This window comes from Enterococcus casseliflavus (assembly GCF_029215545.1).
Classification (GTDB): Bacteria; Bacillota; Bacilli; order Lactobacillales; family Enterococcaceae; genus Enterococcus_D; species Enterococcus_D casseliflavus.
In genome coordinates this window covers 1,190,142-1,208,018 of sequence record NZ_CP119393.1, presented here as the reverse complement: position 1 = coordinate 1,208,018, position 17,877 = coordinate 1,190,142, and the positions used below count along the sequence as shown (strand labels likewise).

The window sequence follows — 17,877 nt, the reverse complement described above, 5'->3', positions numbered from 1 at the left end:
CCATTCCTTATTTTTTATCTGCATCAAAAATGATGTCGGCCTGCTTACGCATCAAAGAGACGGTTTCATTGACACTGCGGGCAAGTTCCACCCATTCCTCATAGCGTTGTCCTTGTTTAGGATCATCTTTGTTTTCAATGATGTCTGCAAAGTCTTGCGCTTCTTCGATCATCGGATTGTCTAAAGCAGCGACTGCTAATGGATGCGTTTGTTTTGTTTGGCGTTCATAAAATGCTGCTTCTTCAATAGCATTGACGGCATTCAAATCTAATGTCCCGTCTTCAAAATAAATTTCTGATCGTAACTCTGAGTCAGCGATTTTGCCTGTTTGGATCGTGACATCAAAATCAGCATAGCGCAGCACAGCAGTCCCGATACCATCTACACCGGTCGGTAATTTGCGCGCAAAATAATGAACGTCCTGCGGTTTACCAAACCAAGCGACCGCCGCATATACTGGATACACACCCAAGTCGGCTAAAGCTCCGCCAGAAAAATGCGGAGAAAAGATATTTGGTTCCTCCCCAGCTAGTACAGCGTCATAACGAGACGAGTATTTCATATAAGAAAAGTTCGCCCCAAGAATGGCACCGCGTGTTGGTAAGAATTCGGCTACGGTTGAAAAACTCGCTTCATGAATGTTGCGAGCTGCTTCAAAGAATAAAACCTGTTGCTGATTTGCCAATTCGATGATCTCCGCCATTTCCTCAGGCGTTGAAAAGGCTGGCTTCTCCACAATGACATTTTTTCCTGCTAAAATCCCTTGCTTGGCTTGTTCAAAGTGCAAACTATTCGGAGACGCGATGTAGACCGTGTCCATATGAGCTAACCCAAAAAAAGTGGCCAAATCGGTCGCATATTCGATGTCTCCGTATTTTTCCCCAAAGCGTTGCGCTGTGGCTAATTTCCTTGAGTATACGGCTACCAATTGATACCGTTTGGTTTCGTGGGCTGCTTGTACAAATTGATCGGTGATCCAATTTGTGCCGATAATCCCTAAATGAATCATGTGTTTTCCTTCTTTCTTCTATAGATTGGGGTCGTCAAATTCGACGTTCAAATCAAAAGGGATCGGTTCTTTGACCGCGATCATCCCTTGGTTTACCTGGCAATTATAAGCAAACACTTCGACACCTTTGCTTTGCGCTTCAGCGATCTTATCGGCCAGATCCGGCTGCATCTGCCGATGGATCGTGGCGCTTTGCACCACTTCAAATTGGATCATGAACAAAACCGCCGCATAATAGCCTGCTTCTTTGGCATGGATCAATTCATTGACGTGTTTCAAGCCGCGAATCGTTGGCGCATCTGGGAAAGCGCCGATTTGCTTGTTTTCAAGTGTCATCCCTTTAATTTCTATAAACCCTTTTTCTTGTTCGTCTGTTTCAAAATAAAGATCAAACTTAGACATCCCATAGACGACTTCACGCCGCAAGAGGGCAATTTTCCCTTTGATATTTGGCAACTGGATCGTGCCATCCAAAAGGCCTTCATAGCCTAACCGATTGGGTACTTGACTATCAATATTGATCCATTGGTCTTCTTTCTTGACTGAGATCAAATCGTAATTGGTTTTACGCTTCGGATTGTCCCAATATTGGAGGGTCACGAGTGCCCCTTTGTGCAAGAGTTCTTTTCCTCGTCCCGTATTTTTCACATGGACGATCTCTTCTTGCCCATCGACTAGACATCGGGCAATGAATCGGTTGTCTCGAACGAGAAACGTGGCTAAGAGGGTATTCGGATAATTCATTTTCTCACCTGCTCTTTTGAATCATAGCATATTTTGATAAAAACTTCTAAACTTCAAACTAAAGTACCATGCTTTTTTACCTTCTCATGGTATACTTATGGCAATTATTTTCTAGTGTGCAGAAGCGGGCATCTTGTTCACAAGGTGCAACTAGATGAATCGTAAGTGATAGGACGTGTATAAATGAAGAAAAGGTCTCTATTGATTGGTTTATCTCTAGCAACGGGCGTGGTCAGCTCCTTGCTGTTGCGAAAGGAAAAACAAAAAAATGAAAACCGCCAAAATTTCATTGGAAATTGGCGTTTTACTTCAAAGACAAAAGAAGATGTCATTTTAGAAATTGCCAATGATTATTCATTGACCATCGAAGGCAAACCGTTGCCTGTTTCCATTGTTGAACTGACTCCGATGCGATTAGTGTTACTGGACACATTTGGCTATCATTTAGTCCTGGAACAAAAAGGCTCCGTTATTACTTTATATGATGAAGCAGAAGATTGCCACTATTCTTTGACAAAAATCACGTAAGGGACATGAGAAGATCGAGTTCATGTTTTCTTCACATTTTCTTCGGTCAATTCTCAGACTTTTTATCAGCATTTCCTGGCAATCCATGCTATCATTAACTTAACAAGTGGTTGAACAAGGTGTTCCGTTGAGTGATGTTTGATCGTTCATAGATTAAGGTGTAGGTTCGATTCCTACCTTCCACATTTATTTTAAACAGAAAGAAGGGATTTTTATGTTAACGACCTTTATTTCACTCTTTTCCATCTTTGCTTTAGCTGCGTTACTAGCTGGGACATTCTTTTTAGCAAAATTGGCCATGCAACAAGAAACGAGAGCAGTGAAAGTTCCCGTCAGAGCCCAAAACCAAAACCCGAGAATCCATTCCAATCGTCGCTAAGTGAAATCGTTTGACCCGATGTCAATTCAGAAAAACTTGTCTTCTTTATTAAATAGGAAGGCAAGTTTTTTTTGCTGTCTGTTGCCCTTAGGTCTTCTAAGTTGAAATGGTTTAACAACGCCCATTCCCCCTTTGAGCGGTCTTCTCGCAATTAAATGCTAAGTTTTCTCTTAGAGTATTGCAACAGCGGATACTCTTTGTTAAAATTTTTGCTTAGATACAACTTAAAAGGAGCTACTACATATATGCAGAAAATAACCAAGTTCGGGTATTCCTTCGTTGCTGCTTTGGCAATCCTCTTTGCTGCTGTCGGCATCCCCCTCGTTTCATATGCTGATGATACAGCAATGAGCATCGAAGAGATCCAAGATTTTTCGATTGACGCCAAAGCCGCCTACTCCATTGATTTTGACACAGGGAAAGTATTGTATGATCAAGATGGCGAGACAGCCATGGGTATTGCCTCCATCACCAAGATCATCAGCCTCTACCTTGTCGCTGAGCAAGTAGAACAAGGAACGATCGCTTGGGATGATCCTGTGCCGATTTCCGATTATGCCGCAAATCTCAGCGTGTCCCCTAACTTATCAAATGTCCCTTTGCATCAAGACGTTACCTATACTGTAAAAGATCTGTATGATGCCAGTTATATCCAATCTGCAAATGCTGCAATCGTCGCGCTCGCGGAGCTGATTGCTGGGTCTGAAAGTGCCTTTGTGGATTTAATGCAAGAAAAAGTGCAATCATGGGGCATCACCGATGCAAAGATCGTCAATGCTTCTGGCTTAAACAATGCTTATCTTGGGGAAAATATTTACCCAGGATCAACTTCAACTGATGAAAACGAACTATCCGCAAAAGATGTGGCATTGATTGCCCGTCATTTGTTACAAGACTTTCCAGATGTTTTGGAAGTAACCAGCCTTTCAACAAAACAATTTGGTGAAGGTTCCTATTCGCCTGTCGAGATGGTCAATTGGAACTGGATGCTTCCAGGTTTTACGAATACGAAAGATGGTGTCGACGGTCTGAAGACTGGTACGACAGATATGGCAGGTGCCTGTTTTGTCGGAACCGCCGTCAAAGATGGCCAACGAATCATCACCGTGGTGCTAAACGTCAATGGTCATGCAGAAAATCCAAGTGTTCGTTTTATTGAAACAGGCCGTTTGATGGATTACTCGTTTGATGCTTGGGAACAAGTAGAGATTTTACCAGAAAATGCGCAATTAGAAGATACCCAGACGGTTGCAGTCAAAGATGGGAAAGAATTGAGTGTGCCCGTTGCCTTAAATCAAGGTTTGACCTTATGGGTACGTGGAGATATGGATGCCACAGCCTTTGAAACAACCATTGACTTTAATGAGCATTATCGTGATTCTGCCCTGCAAGCGCCATTGACTGAGGGCACAGAAGTCGGTACCGTAAGTGCTTCGATTCCAGCTGATACGCTTGGTTATATTGATGATTCCGATCATGACGAGACTGCAGGATTGATCACAACACAAACGGTGGAAAAAGCCAACATCTTTGTTCGTGCTTGGCGCGGCGTGTCCAACTTTTTCAGTAATCTTTTTTAACCTAAACAAAAAAATCTGTCCGAAGCAAAGACTGCTTCTCGGACAGATTTTTTTATTCTACTGTTTCCACCGTTGCTGTTGCCAATGGCTCCACAGGGAAAAACAATTCAACTTCCCCCTCCTTAAAATGAGGAAGATACCTTTCTTGGATGGCAGCTGACAACTGGACGTTGTTTTCTGGTAAAACTTCCATCAGCATTTTTTCAGTCATCATCGTTAAGTTTTTTTCATCCGTTTTTACAACGAGATAGGTCATTGCGGGCATTTCCCAACGGACCCAACCGACAGGAGGAAAATTTTCTGTCTGGACTTGAACGCCTGCCAAGTAGCGACCGGTTTCTTGCCAAGGCTCTAACCAATTGGTGCCATCACTCATCAAGCCCCAAAATTCCAGTTCTTCTGCCTTTTGATCACTTACGAGAAATTCGATCTCTTCAAAATCCTTTGTTGCAAGTTCCCAGAGCGCTGGTACCCAAGAAGCACCTTCTTCTGCTAACCCCTTGCCCTCTTTTCCAATCACATAAAAAGCGGGTCGTTCGACGCGAATCACTTCACCTAATTGCATGTTCCTTCCTCCTTCTTTCCTTCATTTTAGCGAATTGCAAGAAATTCAGCAACTTTGACCTTAGCAACAAGCAATTTCTGTCATTTTTCGGTATACTAAGTGTATCGTTAAAGGAGTGAAAAACATGGATTTTACGCAATTGCTGATTTTTGCCATCAGCTATGTGTCGGGCGTGATCGTCGTTCAAAAATGGCGCAAGAAAAAAGATGATCCGGATATTTTCTTTTTTGAATGTTGTTGGACGATCTTAGCCCTGCTAATTTATTTAGCTGTCTCAGAATTACGGACAGGTAGTTTCTTTATTCTGATACCCGTCGCCTTCGCCGGCCTTTTTTTATTTTCTTATCGGCGCAACAAGCATCAACTCGTAAATGGCTTACTCTTTAATATGTTTGTGTTGGCTTTTGGCGGCTATTTAGTCATTAATTTATACCGAACCCAAGATATTCTTGTAGGTGGCCTATTGGCTGTTTTACTAGCGATTTTCTTTGCTGTACTATTATTCGGTTTGGCAACGCTCGTGGTCTTTCTTTACTGGAATTCCATTATTGTTCTACGAAGAGAATCGCGATCGATCGCCAATCTATTGACCCTGATCTTAGCGGTGGTTTTGACTGTATTACTATTTTCAGATACCCTTTTGCACTTTTTCCCAGATTGGATCCGAACCTTATTCGGCATTGTTCCCCTAAGTCTTTTGTATCTGTTTGTAGTCTTTTTGAACTTTTTATCCATTTCAGTCATTTATCAGTTCAACCATCCTCGCTATAATCAGGACTTTATCATCGTCTTAGGAGCAGGCCTTTTGAATGGCACCACGGTCTCCCCTTTATTGGCAAAACGCATCAATACAGCGATCTCGTTCTACGAAGCGCAATTTAAAGCCAAAAAAACCGCTCCTCGATTACTGATGTCAGGCGGACAAGGAAGCGATGAGCAGCTGCCGGAAGCTGTTGCTATGAAAGACTATGCGATTGCCCAAGGCGTACCAGAAGGTGAGATTTTATTGGAAACAAATTCCACGACTACTTATGAAAACATGAAATTTTCGAAAGAAATCATGGATTCGCTTAAGCCAAAGGGCTACAAAGCAATCTTTGCCTCAAACAATTACCATATTTTTCGTGCCGGTCTCTATGCGGATCAAGCCCAACTTAAAGCGGATGGCATCGGAGCACCTACTGCCTTTTACTATTTACCGAATGCCTTTTTAAGAGAATTTGTGGCAATCCTTTTTATGCACAAACGACGACATTTAACGGTATTGATCACCTTACTGATTCTCTATGCAGGAGCAGCGATCCTCCAACTTATTTTTGGCTAAACAAACAAAAAAAGTTCTTTGAACCAGTTGGTTCGAAGAACTTTTTTCTTATTGAATCGTGCGATGTTTCTTCCAGAAGCGTTGTTGCCATTTTTCTTTCATGCTGTCTGTAAGGGGTTCTGATGCTTCTTTGATCGCACAATATTTGTCCACCATCGTGACGATATAGCTTTCTTTATAGCGTGGCGGTGCAATCGTTGCTCCCCACATATGTTTCAAGATGATATCTTTTTCAAGATCACTAAGTTCAGTGATTTTTTCGGCATTTTTTACTGCGATTCGTGGATGCATGTACGCATGGGTACCTTCGTCAAACTTTGTAGTACGCCAATCGTAATAAAATAAATCATGAAGGAGTCCTGCACGAGCTGTTGCACGAGCATCGCCGCCCCATTTCTTGGCCAATTTGTAACTATAATAAGAGACGCTGATCGAATGTTCCAAACGTGTGGAGTTCATATGCTGCACAAAATTGGCTAATTTTTTTACAGCTTCTGTTTCTAACAGGTCAGCCACGTAAGACATATATTCGCTATCTTCTTGCCATTTTTCTGTCATAAATTTTTGTCTGCCACCTTTTTTTGATCTGCTTGATTGTTACAAGACAAAGTATAGCACCTATTCCTGCAAGTTTCTAGGTGAGGTGCAATAGATTCAAATAGTTTAACAGTTCCTTAAAAATCTAGCTGACAGCAAAATACATCAAAATACCTGCCGCAATGGCGACGTTCAATGATTCCGCCTGACCATAGATAGGAATATATAGATTTTTATCGGTCAATGCCAACAGTTCCTGATTGACCCCTTGCCCCTCGTTGCCTAAAATGAAGGCAGCCGCTTGTTCTTTAGGAAGCTCGGTATAAGGGACTGCTTCTTTGTTTAACTCGGTACCATAAATCGCCACACCAGCTGCCTGCAGCTGCTTTAAAAATGGCGGGATCGCTCCTTCTACGATCGGCAGATGATAGTTGCTACCTTGCATGCTGCGCAAGACTTTGGTGCTGTAGAGATCGGCTGTTCCTTCGCCGAGAAAAACCCCGCTGAATCCAGCGGCATCCGCTGTTCGAATCATGGTGCCAACGTTTCCAGGATCTTGCACATTATCTAAAATCAGCCAATTGCCCGTCAGTGTCTGTAAGTCTTGTTCTTGCTTTTCCACCACGGCAAAAATCCCTTGTGGTGTTGGCAAATCAGAAAGCATCGCTGCGATCTCCTCTGTGATCAAATAGCTTTCTTCCTGATAATCATCGAGTTGCCCGTTGGCTTCACTTAACCCTCGCGGGGTCACCAACAATGCTTTGATGGGTACTTGTGCATGCAATGCTTCTTGCACCAAATGCCAGCCATCAATCAAATAGCTATTGGTTTGTGTCCGATGTTTTTTTTGTGTTAGTTTTTTGATTTCCTTGATAAAGGTATTTTTTTTCGATTGAATTTCTTTCATCTTGTCACCTCGATTCATTATAGCATGAGTCAATCGATCTAACTTGTTCTTTTACTGAAAAAACGCTATCATATAAAGCAGAGGAGGGATTGTCCATGAAGAAACTACGAATCCATGTGCAAGGACGTGTCCAAGGCGTCGGCTTTCGTTATACCACAAAAATGCTTGCCGATCAGTTGGGCGTCACCGGATCTGTAAAAAACGAAGCGGATGGTTCTGTTTCGATTGAAGCAATTGGCGATGACAATGCCATCGATGCCTTTGTTGCTGGGGTTAAGGATTCTCCTTCACCCGCTGGGAAAGTAAATCAGATCGACATCCAACCAGACGATGCTATCAAAGAGCGTAGGAGTTTTGATGTAGTGTACTATTAACAATTGAATGTTTTCTAAGTCGAAAGATTGATTTTTCAATGAATTTCTCTTTGTACATTGAAATAGTCGGTCTTTTTTAGTATAGTTATTTTTGTCTAAATTTATTGTGAAGAGGAAGAATAGAATGTCTAAAATGAATAAATGGCTGCTTTCATCAGGATTATTTGGCCTGTTATTAGCATTATCAGGCTGTGTCAGTACCAATGCTGATGGTACGCCGAAAGAAACAGGAATGATTTATCGCTTTTTGGTGAAACCATTAGGGGATATGATCACGATGCTCGTAGAAAACTTCAACTGGTCTTACGGCTGGGCGATCATCGCGGTAACGATCGTTGTCCGTGTCATTATCTTACCATTAGGGATCCATCAGTCTCGAAAAACGATGGTTCAAAGTGAAAAAATGCAGTTTCTGAAACCTCAAGTGGATATTGCGCAAGCCAATTTGAAAAAAGCAACCACTCGGGAAGAACAAATGCAAGCGCAAGCGGAGATGCAAAAAATTTACTCTGAAAACAACGTCAGTATGTTTGGCGGTATCGGATGTCTCCCTTTGCTGATTCAGATGCCGATCTTCTCTGCTCTTTATTTCACCGCTCGTTACACACAAGGAATCCAAAACTCTGAATTCTTTGGCGTATCATTAGGCGACCCAAGTATCCTCTTTGTGGCGATTGCTGGTCTTTCCTACTTGGCACAAGGATATATCTCAACCATCGGGATTCCTGAAGAACAGAAAAAAACGATGAAAACCATGTTGATCGTTTCTCCATTGATGATCGTTTTCATGTCCATGAGTGCACCAGCTGGTGTGACACTTTACTGGGTAGTTGGTGGGGTCTTCAGTTGTATCCAAACGTTTATCACGAATGTCATCATGAAACCAAAAATTCGTGCCCAAGTCGAAGCGGAAATGAAAGCAAATCCGCCTAAAACGGTAGTTACGCCTCGTAAAGACGTAACGCCTGAAAAAACAGAAGCTGTCAAAAAAGCGTTGAACACGACAAAGCCTAACGGAAAAGGTCGTAACGCTGGCAAGCAGCAACGGAAGTAATTCTTGACCAAATCGCTCATTGAGCGGTTTGGTTTTTTGTTGTTTTCAAATGGGAATCAGTTGCTTCTTCTATTGCCTTTCGCTATAGTAAATGAGAGGTGAGCGCATGTTTCAAGCATATATCAATATTTTTGTCATTTTCAGTCTCATGTTTATCGGTTATTGGTTGTCTTACAAACAATGGTTTTCTAATCGAACCGCCGATACGTTTTCAAAACTGGTGTTAAATGTCTCATTACCCGCCAATATGTTTTTGACGATCATTAAAAACTTTACGAAAGACGAGTTTCTCTCATTAGTTTCCGGGATGATCATCCCTTTGCTTTCCATGATGATCACTTACTTCGCCGGTTATTTATGGCGCCGTTTCGCGCAAGTTGAAACCAAACACCAAGGGGCATTTTCCGCCATGTTTACCTTTTCCAATACGATCTTCATCGGCTTACCGATCAATTTAGCTATTTTTGGTGAAAAAGCCGTTCCCTATGTATTGTTGTACTACATCGTAAATACGACATTATTTTGGACCATCGGTATTTTTGAGTTAGCAAAAGATAACCCCGATTTCGGCGAAGCCCGCATTTCCTTTCATCCATTGGTCATGCTAAAAAAGATTTTTTCGCCAGCCTTGATTGGTTTCATTATCGGCTTGATCTGGATGCTGTTCACATTACCACTGCCCTCCTTTGTTGATGGGCTTGGAAGCTACCTAGCAGATTTAACGACGCCTCTATCAATGTTTATTATCGGGATCATCGTGTACTTTGGCGGGCTCAAGAACTTGCGAATGACCAAAGACATTGCTGGTGTCTTGTTTGGTCGCTTCATTCTTTCGCCCCTCGTTGTATGGCTATTAAGCAGAATCATCCCTGTTCCTGAATTGATGCTTTCTGTGTTTATTATTCAAGCCTCTATGCCCGTCCAAAACTCTGTCCCGATCCTTGTACGAAACTACCAAGGGGATGAAGAATTTGCAACTTCATGTCTAGGCTATTCCGTCTTACTGTACATGGTGTATCTGCCTGTTTTGCTTTTTTTCTTTTTTTAGCTAGTTAACGAACTTTGTCGAAAAATACTCGTTACCAAAGGCATTCGCTTCTTTCGGTAACGAGTATTTTTCTGATTTTCGCCAGATTGTGGCTGCTTGGGTCGATTTAACAAACAAGACAAAAAAGCCCATCATGCAGAAACTAGCTATACTAGATGCTGCAATGATGGGCTTATTTTTTTAAGTGAACAGCCGTTGGCTTACAACATATCGAACAACGACAACTGATTTTCATCTGGTAGATCTTTTAGAACACCGTTATCCGTCATGTATTCAATCAATGTCTTAGAAACTTTCCCGCGATTGGCGAGGTCTTCTTTCGATAAGAAGGGACCATCTTTTCGTGCTTCCACGATTTGTTTCGCTACGTTCAGCCCTAAACTCGGTACTGCTCGGAACGGTGCGATCAATTTTTTCCCATCGATCACGAAATTTTCTGCATCGGATTTATACAGATCGATCATTCCAAATTCATAGCCGCGCTCCAGCATTTCATTGGCTAATTCCAGAACCGTCAACAGATTTTTTTCTTTCGTTGACGCATCCATTCCTTTGTCATTGATTTCTTGCATCCGTTCTTTTACGGCATCTTTTCCTTTTGACATAGCAATCAAATCAAAGTCATCCGCCCGGACAGAGAAATAAGCACAGTAATAGAGAATTGGGAAGTACACTTTAAAGTAAGCCACCCGCAACGCCATCAAAACATACGCCGCCGCATGGGCTTTCGGGAACATGTACTTGATCTTCGAACAAGAATCGATATACCATTCAGGGACATTGTTCTCCCGCATCGCTTGCAAGTAAGTATCCCGCAAGTCGTCAGGGATCTTGTTCCATTGTCCTTTACGGACCGTCTCCATGATTTTAAAGGCCATCCCGTCATCTAAGCCGGCATGGATCAAATACACCATGATATCATCCCGACAGCCGATTACTTCCGCTAGGCTGGCATCTCCGCGACGGATCAATTCTTCCGCATTGCCCAACCATACATCGGTACCATGGGAAAGACCAGAGATCTGCAAGAGCTCAGCAAAGGTCGATGGATGGGTTTGATCCAACATCCCCCGCACAAAGCGTGTACCAAATTCTGGGATGCCTAATGTGCCGGTTTTCGAATAGATCTGCTCTTCGGTCACACCTAACACATCCGTGCCGCCAAAAATACGCATCACTTCTGGATCATCGGTAGGGATCGTTTTAGGATCGATGCCTGATAGATCCTGCAGCATCCGAATGACCGTCGGATCATCGTGTCCGAGGATATCCAGCTTCAAGATATTGTCATGAATCGAATGGAAATCAAAGTGGGTCGTTTTCCACTCCGCATTTTGATCATCCGCTGGGTATTGGATCGGGGTGAAATCATAGACATCCATATAGTCGGGAATAACGATGATTCCCCCCGGATGCTGACCAGTCGTCCGTTTGACGCCTGTGGCACCTTTTGCCAGGCGATCGACTTCGGCTGCTCGATAATGAAGATTATGATCGCGCTCAAAGCCTTTTACGAAACCAAAGGCTGTTTTGTCGGCTACGGTACCGATCGTTCCTGCACGATAGACGTATTCTTCACCGAAGAGTACTTTCGTATAGTTATGGGCTTCTGGCTGATATTCTCCTGAGAAGTTCAAATCGATATCGGGTACTTTGTCGCCGTGGAAACCAAGGAACGTTTCAAAGGGAATATCGTGGCCATCTTTGTTCAGACGGGTGCCGCATTTTGGACATTTTTTCTCTGGCATATCATAACCAGAACCATACGAACCGTCTTCGTAAAACTCCGAATACTGGCAATCGGGACAATAATAATGAGGAGCTAATGGATTGACCTCAGTGATCCCGGTCATGGTTGCCACGAAACTAGAACCGACTGATCCCCGTGACCCTACTAGATAGCCGTCTTCATTGCTTTTATGAACGAGTTTTTGTGAGATCAAATAGATCACGGAAAAGCCGTTCCCAATGATCGAATCAAGCTCTTTTTTCAAACGTTTTTCCACGATCTCTGGTAATGGATCGCCGTATAACTCTTTGGCACGGTTATAACTTAAGTCGGTGATCTCTTGTTCTGATCCGGGAATCTTTGGTGTATACAGATCATCTTTTACCGGAATGACTTTTTCACAAAGATCGGCGATTTTATTCGGGTTCGTCACCACGATTTCTTTCGCTGCTTCCGGACCTAAAAATTGAAAAGCGGTCAGCATCTCATCCGTAGTACGGAAGTGCACGTCTGGTAGGCTATGACGATTCAACGGATTGGCGCCTCCCATGGAATTGATCAAGACCTTGCGATAAATGGCGTCTTCTTCGTTTAGGTAATGGGCATTCCCAGTAGCCACAACGATTTTCCCTAACTCTTCCCCCATTTTTACCAGATTCCGAATGATGTCTTCTAGGTCTTTTTCACTTTTCACGAGTTCCGTTTCCAGAAGATGGGCATAAACTGCTTTGGGCATGACTTCGATGTAGTCATAAAACTTGGCAAGTTCTCGTGCTGCATCGACCCCTTTTTGCATCATTGCGACAAAGACTTCTCCTTTATCACAGGCGGTTCCGACTAACAATCCTTCCCGCAATTTCACCAATTCTGAGCGCGGGATCCGCGGAACTTTATCATGGAAGTACTTCACATTCGACATCGAGATTAGCTTGAATAAATTCTTCAATCCCGCCTGTGTTCGGGCTAAGATCGTGGCATGGAAAGGCCGAGCTGCTTTATAGGAGTTCTCACCCCCCACGTGTCGGTTCAAATCTTCGTGCAGTAGCATGTCATGTTTTTCCATCGCTTCTTTGACAAAGATCCACGCTAAATGACCGGTTGCCTCGGCATCGTAGATCGCTCGGTGATGTTGCTCCAAACTAACGCCGAATTTTTTGGAAAGGACACCTAAACCGAATCGCTTAAACTCTGGATACAAATAACGAGCGAGTTCCAATGTATCAATGACGGGATTTTCCGCTTCTGGAATACCGTATTTTCGATAACTGGTATTTAAGAAGCCCATATCAAATGACGCATTGTGGGCAACTAAAATGGCTCCTTCAGAAAACTCACGGAACAAACGTAAGACTTCTTCTTCTGATTTTGATCCGCGAACCATTTCATCGGTGATTCCCGTCAGTTCTACGGTCGTTCGCGATAACGGATGACCTGGATCGATAAATTCATCAAAGGATGCCTCCACGTTGCCTTTATGCATCCGCACAGCGGCCAACTCAATGATGGTGTCGTACACTGCAGACAACCCAGTAGTCTCCACGTCAAACACGATATAAGTAGCATCGGTCAGTGGAACAGGCTGAGGATTGTAGGCAACCGCTACGCCGTCATCCACGATATTGGCTTCCACACCGTAAAGAATTTTAACACCAGCCTTTTCTCCTGCATGATGGGCATCAGGGAACCCTTGCGCTCCACCATGATCGGTGATCGCAATCGCCTTATGGCCCCATTTGCCTGCTTGAGCGACAAAATCCGCCACGTTGTTGGTGGCATCCATCGTACTCATATTGGAATGCAGGTGGAGTTCGACCCGTTTTTCGCCTTCAGGTGCATAGTCTTTGCGGGCTTCGTGTTTAACTTCCAGCAAATCTTGCGCATTCATAACAAGATCTCGCATGAAGGTATCTTCTTGGACGCTACCGCGTACTTTGACCCAACTACCTTTGGCGATGGCATCAAAGACTTGTTCATCTTTTTCATTGTTGGAGAATTTTTTCACACTAAACGATGACGTATAGTCGGTGATTTTTAAGATCAAAATCTTCCGTTTTGAGCGCAGTTCTCGGACTTCTTTATCAAAGACATAACCTTGGATCGTGACCCGACGTTCTTCCTCAATGATATTGATCATCGGTGTCACAGGTTCATCGGCAGGAATATTACGCCCAAGCGCGATCGGTCCGTCAAATTCGACTGTTTTGACTTCTTTTTTGCGTTGCTCGTGCGCCATCAAGTTCTCAGCAGCTTGTTGTTGGAACGCTGCTGTTTGCTCTTCCTTGCGTGCTTCAAGTTCTTTTAAGGCCGCCTCCGCTTGCTCTTGGTCTAGCTGCGGCAAGATCCGAAATTTTTGAAAGCCGAAGGTACTATAATTTTCCTCAATGATCGGCAAGTACTGCTGCTGCAAAATCGTGATGACCGCATCATTGTTGACTGGCAAAATCACTTTGTTCTCTTGTAGCACAGGCATTTGGTTTTTGATCACTTGATGAACCAATGGCCGATCACAATTTTGATTGGCTAACGCCAATGGCCAATATTCTTGAATGAATTGCTCATCAAAGGAACCATCTTGAGCTTCAATGATAATACGAACTTCCGCAATCTCTTTAAACGCCAATTCAATATGTTGTTTAAAGGACTGATACACCATCACCGGTAATAAACGTTCAAATTGGAAATAAAACGTCCATGCTTTTGATTGTCGATGCACGGTCACTTGTTTGATTTGGGCAGTCTGCATCAACGGATGCTGCCGAAGATTTGGGGCAGCTGCAATTTGGTCTAATAATATCTCAAAGGTCTCTCTTTCTTTTGACAATTGAAGATCCTCCTTTTCTCAGTACTCACTAGTATACCTCTTTTTGCCCTCATTTTCATTAAAAAATCGAGAAAGGATTTCCTCTCTCGATCTGCTATTCATTCTTGTTCGTTCCTGTTTATTCCTGATTGGCCAACAAAATCGTCAGGGTCGAAGCGACTTCTTCTTTTCTCACTTCAACGGTCGCACCAGTATGCTTGATTTTGATCTCTACGATGCCTTCTACGGCTTTTTTACCGATAGTCAAGCGAATCGGACAGCCAATCAAATCGGCATCCGCAAATTTGACCCCTGCACGTTCATTGCGGTCATCTACCAGCACTTGATAGCCGACTTGGTTCATCATTTCTTCTACTTCTTCACTTAAGGCATTTTGATAGCTATCTTCAATCGACGTTTGAATGATATGCACATCAAATGGGGCAATTTCTTGGGGCCAATCGATCCCAAATTCATTGCCGTATTGTTCGACGATCGTTGAAAGCAGCCGAGAAACCCCCAGCCCATAACAGCCCATGATGATTGGTTGCTCATCGCCGTTTTCATCGACAACCGTCGCTTCTTGCACCTCACTGTACTTGGTGCCTAACTTGAAGATATGCCCAACTTCGATTCCTCGCGTAAAGGTTAAGGTTCCTTTTCCATCTGGGGAAGGATCACCTTCTTGAACCAAGCGAAAATCGGCAAAGGCTAATGGTTGAAAATCACGCCCCACATTCGCATTGAGATAATAGCTTTGTTTTTCTGCCGCTGGAACGATCAGATTCGCCATATCTTGGACATGCTGATCGGCGTACAACTGGATCGAATCAGCAAGCGCAATGGGACTGCGCAACTGCGTCTCACTCGTCAGATAAGACTCCGCTTCCTCGGCAGTCAGCACCTTCACGTGATCAGCGGCTAAGTAATGCTTGACCTTTGTTTCATTGAGGCTGTGATCGCCACGTAATAACACCATAATGACTTGCTCGTCAACGAGTAATAAAGATACTTGAACGATTTTTTGCAAGTCTGTTTCGTATGCCTGCGCCAGCTCCTCTAACGTTAAAGGCTCATCCTGAACGACTTTTTGTAATTCTAAATAGGTCTCGTGAGATTTTTTTGCGATGTATTGACTGGTTGCTAATTTCCAATTGGCGACATAATCGCTTTCGGTCGAGTAGCAGATCAGCTCTTCGCCGATCCCCGACAATGCCAAAAATTCTTTCGAATCTCTGCCACCCATCAAGCCATTGTCCCCGACCACTGCCCGATACTCGATCCCACAGCGTTTCAATATTGCATGATAAGCCATTTCGTAACGATTATAGGTTTGATCTAAGCTGGCTTCATCGGCATGAAAGGAATAGCCATCTTGCATGATAAATTCGCGGCTGCGGATCAATCCAAAGCGCGGCCGCTGTTCGTCCCGATATTTCGTTTGGATCTGATACAAGCTCAATGGCAGCCGTTTATAAGACGTGATCTCGTTTTTGATCAATGTCGTAAACGGCTCTTCATGAGTAGGTCCTAAAACGATCTCTCGTTCGTTTCGATCTGTTAATCGATACAAGGATTCACCATACAATGAGGCACGTCCTGACTCCTTCCATGGCTCATACGGAAGCAAAGAAGGCATCGCCATCTCTACGGCATCGATTTGTGCCAATTCTTCACGGATGACCCGCTTGATTTTTTCTAACACCCTTTGTGCTAGCGGCAAGTAAACATAAATGCCTGCCGCCACTTGTCGAATATACCCTGCCCTAACTAACAGTTGATGACTTAACGTCTCCGCATCGCTGGGGGTTTCCCGCAATGTCGGAATCAAACATTTTGACTGTTTCATTTTTTTCTCCTTTGCTACAAAAAATCATGTTCACCCGATCAACAATTGATTTGCTTGTGCGTCTTATTTTTAAAAGAAGAAACGTTGGATATCATTCCAGGTAACGAGAACCATCAGCAGCATCAAAAACCCAAACCCAATCAGAGTAATGATGCCTTCTTTTTCTTGGCTGATTGGCTTGCCTCGCAAACCTTCTAAAATATTTAAAACCAGCTTACCGCCATCCAATCCAGGAATCGGTAATAAATTAAAGATCCCCAAGTTGATAGAAATCATCGCCATCATCGCGATCACCGTTGTTACACCTTGCGATGCAGCTTGAGAAGACAGTTGGAAAATCGCAACCGGTCCACCCAATTTATTGATATCTGGTTGGGCAATCAAGTTGCCGACTGCTCTAAAAATCACCAGTGAATTGTCAATGGTCGTTTGCAAGCCACCCAGTAAGATATCTCCGATCCCAGTTTTTAAGGAAGCGGTGATCCCTAGGAAACCGATCGTGGTCTCCCCTGATTCTTGACTCGCAGGAGTTGCCGTCAAATCAAGTGTTTCTGATCCTCGTTTGACTGATAGAGCAATCTGAGTATCTGGATACTTTTGAATCTCAGTCGTTAATTCTGACCAGTTGGAAACATCGACGCCTTCGACAGCTAAGATTTCGTCGCCATTTTGCAGCCCGGCTTCAGCTGCCGGTGTTCCTGCTTCGATTCCTGTCGCGATGGTTGCATCTTGATTCGCAACACCACCTTGTGCAAACACCAACCCAGTGAATAAGACCAAGGATAAAATAAAGTTGTTCATCGGTCCAGCAAAATTCGTCAGCATTCGCTGCCAAAGCTTTGCGGACTGGAATTGAACGTCTTTAGGTGCGATCCGAACTTCAACGCCATCTTCATGGATGATCGTTGCATCATGATCCACAGCGTACGTAATCGCTTCTTGTTCATTGCCATTGATGAACCCTGTGATCGTCAACTTCTCCTCCAAGTCAAAGTCGGTCACTTCCATAGGGATCGCTTGCGGCAATTGGATCTTTTTGCTCGTATTGATTTTGATAACTTTGCCAGTTGCATCTTGAACCAAGGAGACTGGCATACCTGGTGTTAATTCTGTTTCATCTTCACCCCAGCCCGCCATTTGGACATACCCGCCTAATGGCAGCATCCGAATCGTGTAGGTCGTCCCATCTTTCGCTTGATGCGCGAACAATTTAGGCCCCATACCGATGGCAAACTCTCTTACTAAAATACCTGCCCGTTTTGCAAAGAAGTAGTGTCCAAACTCGTGAATCACTACCACTACGGAAAAGATAATGATAAATACAAGTATCGTTTTCATGCTCGTTCCTCTCTTTCACAGCATCCCTCTCATTCAGGGCAGCCTTTCCTTATTTTATCACACCGATTCCCGTTGAGGAACTCACATTCCCGTTGTAACAAGAATTTAAAAA

The 17,877-nt window shown here is 43.5% G+C and carries 15 protein-coding genes; 7 read left to right on the top strand and 8 right to left on the bottom strand.

Annotated features, from left to right (window positions below):
* Nucleotides 1–7 precede the first annotated feature (7 nt).
* On the bottom strand, nucleotides 8–1,009 hold the full coding sequence (locus P0G38_RS05920; RefSeq protein WP_074536765.1) for a Gfo/Idh/MocA family protein: 1,002 nt from the start codon (nucleotides 1,007–1,009) through the stop codon (nucleotides 8–10).
* Nucleotides 1,010–1,027: 18 nt separating this feature from the next.
* Nucleotides 1,028–1,753 (bottom strand): DNA/RNA nuclease SfsA, encoded by a 726-nt coding sequence (gene sfsA / locus P0G38_RS05915; RefSeq protein ID WP_074536766.1) that lies wholly within the window; start codon nucleotides 1,751–1,753, stop codon nucleotides 1,028–1,030.
* A gap of 183 nt (nucleotides 1,754–1,936) precedes the next feature.
* Here sfsA and P0G38_RS05910 point away from each other — a divergent pair, with 183 nt between their 5' ends.
* The 3 genes from P0G38_RS05910 (at nucleotide 1,937) to P0G38_RS05900 (ending at nucleotide 4,240) form a co-directional block, all read left to right on the top strand.
* Entirely contained in the window at nucleotides 1,937–2,281 is a 345-nt protein-coding gene (locus tag P0G38_RS05910) for a DUF4828 domain-containing protein (protein WP_015510045.1), read from the top strand.
* 214 nt (nucleotides 2,282–2,495) lie between these two features.
* Nucleotides 2,496–2,660: a hypothetical protein gene (locus tag P0G38_RS05905; RefSeq protein ID WP_005229460.1), complete on the top strand. Its 165-nt coding sequence runs from the start codon at nucleotides 2,496–2,498 to the stop codon at nucleotides 2,658–2,660.
* A gap of 245 nt (nucleotides 2,661–2,905) precedes the next feature.
* Nucleotides 2,906–4,240, top strand: a complete 1,335-nt coding sequence (locus tag P0G38_RS05900; protein ID WP_010749328.1) for a serine hydrolase — start codon at nucleotides 2,906–2,908, stop codon at nucleotides 4,238–4,240.
* 52 nt (nucleotides 4,241–4,292) lie between these two features.
* Here P0G38_RS05900 and P0G38_RS05895 read toward each other — a convergent pair whose 3' ends face one another.
* Nucleotides 4,293–4,805, bottom strand: a complete 513-nt coding sequence (locus tag P0G38_RS05895; RefSeq protein WP_010749327.1) for a GyrI-like domain-containing protein — start codon at nucleotides 4,803–4,805, stop codon at nucleotides 4,293–4,295.
* A gap of 124 nt (nucleotides 4,806–4,929) precedes the next feature.
* On the opposite strand from P0G38_RS05895, the gene P0G38_RS05890 reads away from it, so the two are divergent.
* Complete coding sequence (locus tag P0G38_RS05890; RefSeq protein ID WP_074536768.1) at nucleotides 4,930–6,129, top strand: YdcF family protein; 1,200 nt, start codon at nucleotides 4,930–4,932, stop codon at nucleotides 6,127–6,129.
* 48 nt (nucleotides 6,130–6,177) lie between these two features.
* Here P0G38_RS05890 and P0G38_RS05885 read toward each other — a convergent pair whose 3' ends face one another.
* Complete coding sequence (locus P0G38_RS05885; protein WP_005229452.1) at nucleotides 6,178–6,687, bottom strand: HD domain-containing protein; 510 nt, start codon at nucleotides 6,685–6,687, stop codon at nucleotides 6,178–6,180.
* Nucleotides 6,688–6,811: 124 nt separating this feature from the next.
* Entirely contained in the window at nucleotides 6,812–7,573 is a 762-nt protein-coding gene (locus P0G38_RS05880; RefSeq protein ID WP_074536769.1) for a TrmH family RNA methyltransferase, read from the bottom strand.
* Between the two features lie 95 nt (nucleotides 7,574–7,668).
* Here P0G38_RS05880 and P0G38_RS05875 point away from each other — a divergent pair, with 95 nt between their 5' ends.
* From P0G38_RS05875 to P0G38_RS05865, 3 genes are all read left to right on the top strand, one after another.
* Nucleotides 7,669–7,947 (top strand): acylphosphatase, encoded by a 279-nt coding sequence (locus P0G38_RS05875; RefSeq protein WP_074536770.1) that lies wholly within the window; start codon nucleotides 7,669–7,671, stop codon nucleotides 7,945–7,947.
* A 124-nt stretch (nucleotides 7,948–8,071) separates the two neighbouring features.
* Nucleotides 8,072–9,001 carry a membrane protein insertase YidC gene (yidC, locus tag P0G38_RS05870; protein WP_010749323.1) on the top strand — a complete coding sequence of 310 codons (930 nt, stop codon included), beginning with the start codon at nucleotides 8,072–8,074 and terminating at the stop codon, nucleotides 8,999–9,001.
* A gap of 106 nt (nucleotides 9,002–9,107) precedes the next feature.
* Nucleotides 9,108–10,049: an AEC family transporter gene (locus P0G38_RS05865; RefSeq protein ID WP_010749322.1), complete on the top strand. Its 942-nt coding sequence runs from the start codon at nucleotides 9,108–9,110 to the stop codon at nucleotides 10,047–10,049.
* Between the two features lie 200 nt (nucleotides 10,050–10,249).
* On the opposite strand, the gene P0G38_RS05860 is transcribed toward P0G38_RS05865, so the two are convergent.
* From P0G38_RS05860 to rseP, 3 genes are all read right to left on the bottom strand, one after another.
* Nucleotides 10,250–14,599, bottom strand: coding sequence for a PolC-type DNA polymerase III (locus P0G38_RS05860; RefSeq protein ID WP_151195665.1), 4,350 nt, complete (start codon nucleotides 14,597–14,599; stop codon nucleotides 10,250–10,252).
* A 118-nt stretch (nucleotides 14,600–14,717) separates the two neighbouring features.
* Nucleotides 14,718–16,427 carry a proline--tRNA ligase gene (locus P0G38_RS05855; protein WP_275854407.1) on the bottom strand — a complete coding sequence of 570 codons (1,710 nt, stop codon included), beginning with the start codon at nucleotides 16,425–16,427 and terminating at the stop codon, nucleotides 14,718–14,720.
* 69 nt (nucleotides 16,428–16,496) lie between these two features.
* Nucleotides 16,497–17,765 (bottom strand): RIP metalloprotease RseP, encoded by a 1,269-nt coding sequence (gene rseP, locus P0G38_RS05850; RefSeq protein WP_275854404.1) that lies wholly within the window; start codon nucleotides 17,763–17,765, stop codon nucleotides 16,497–16,499.
* Between the last annotated feature and the right edge of the window lie 112 nt (nucleotides 17,766–17,877).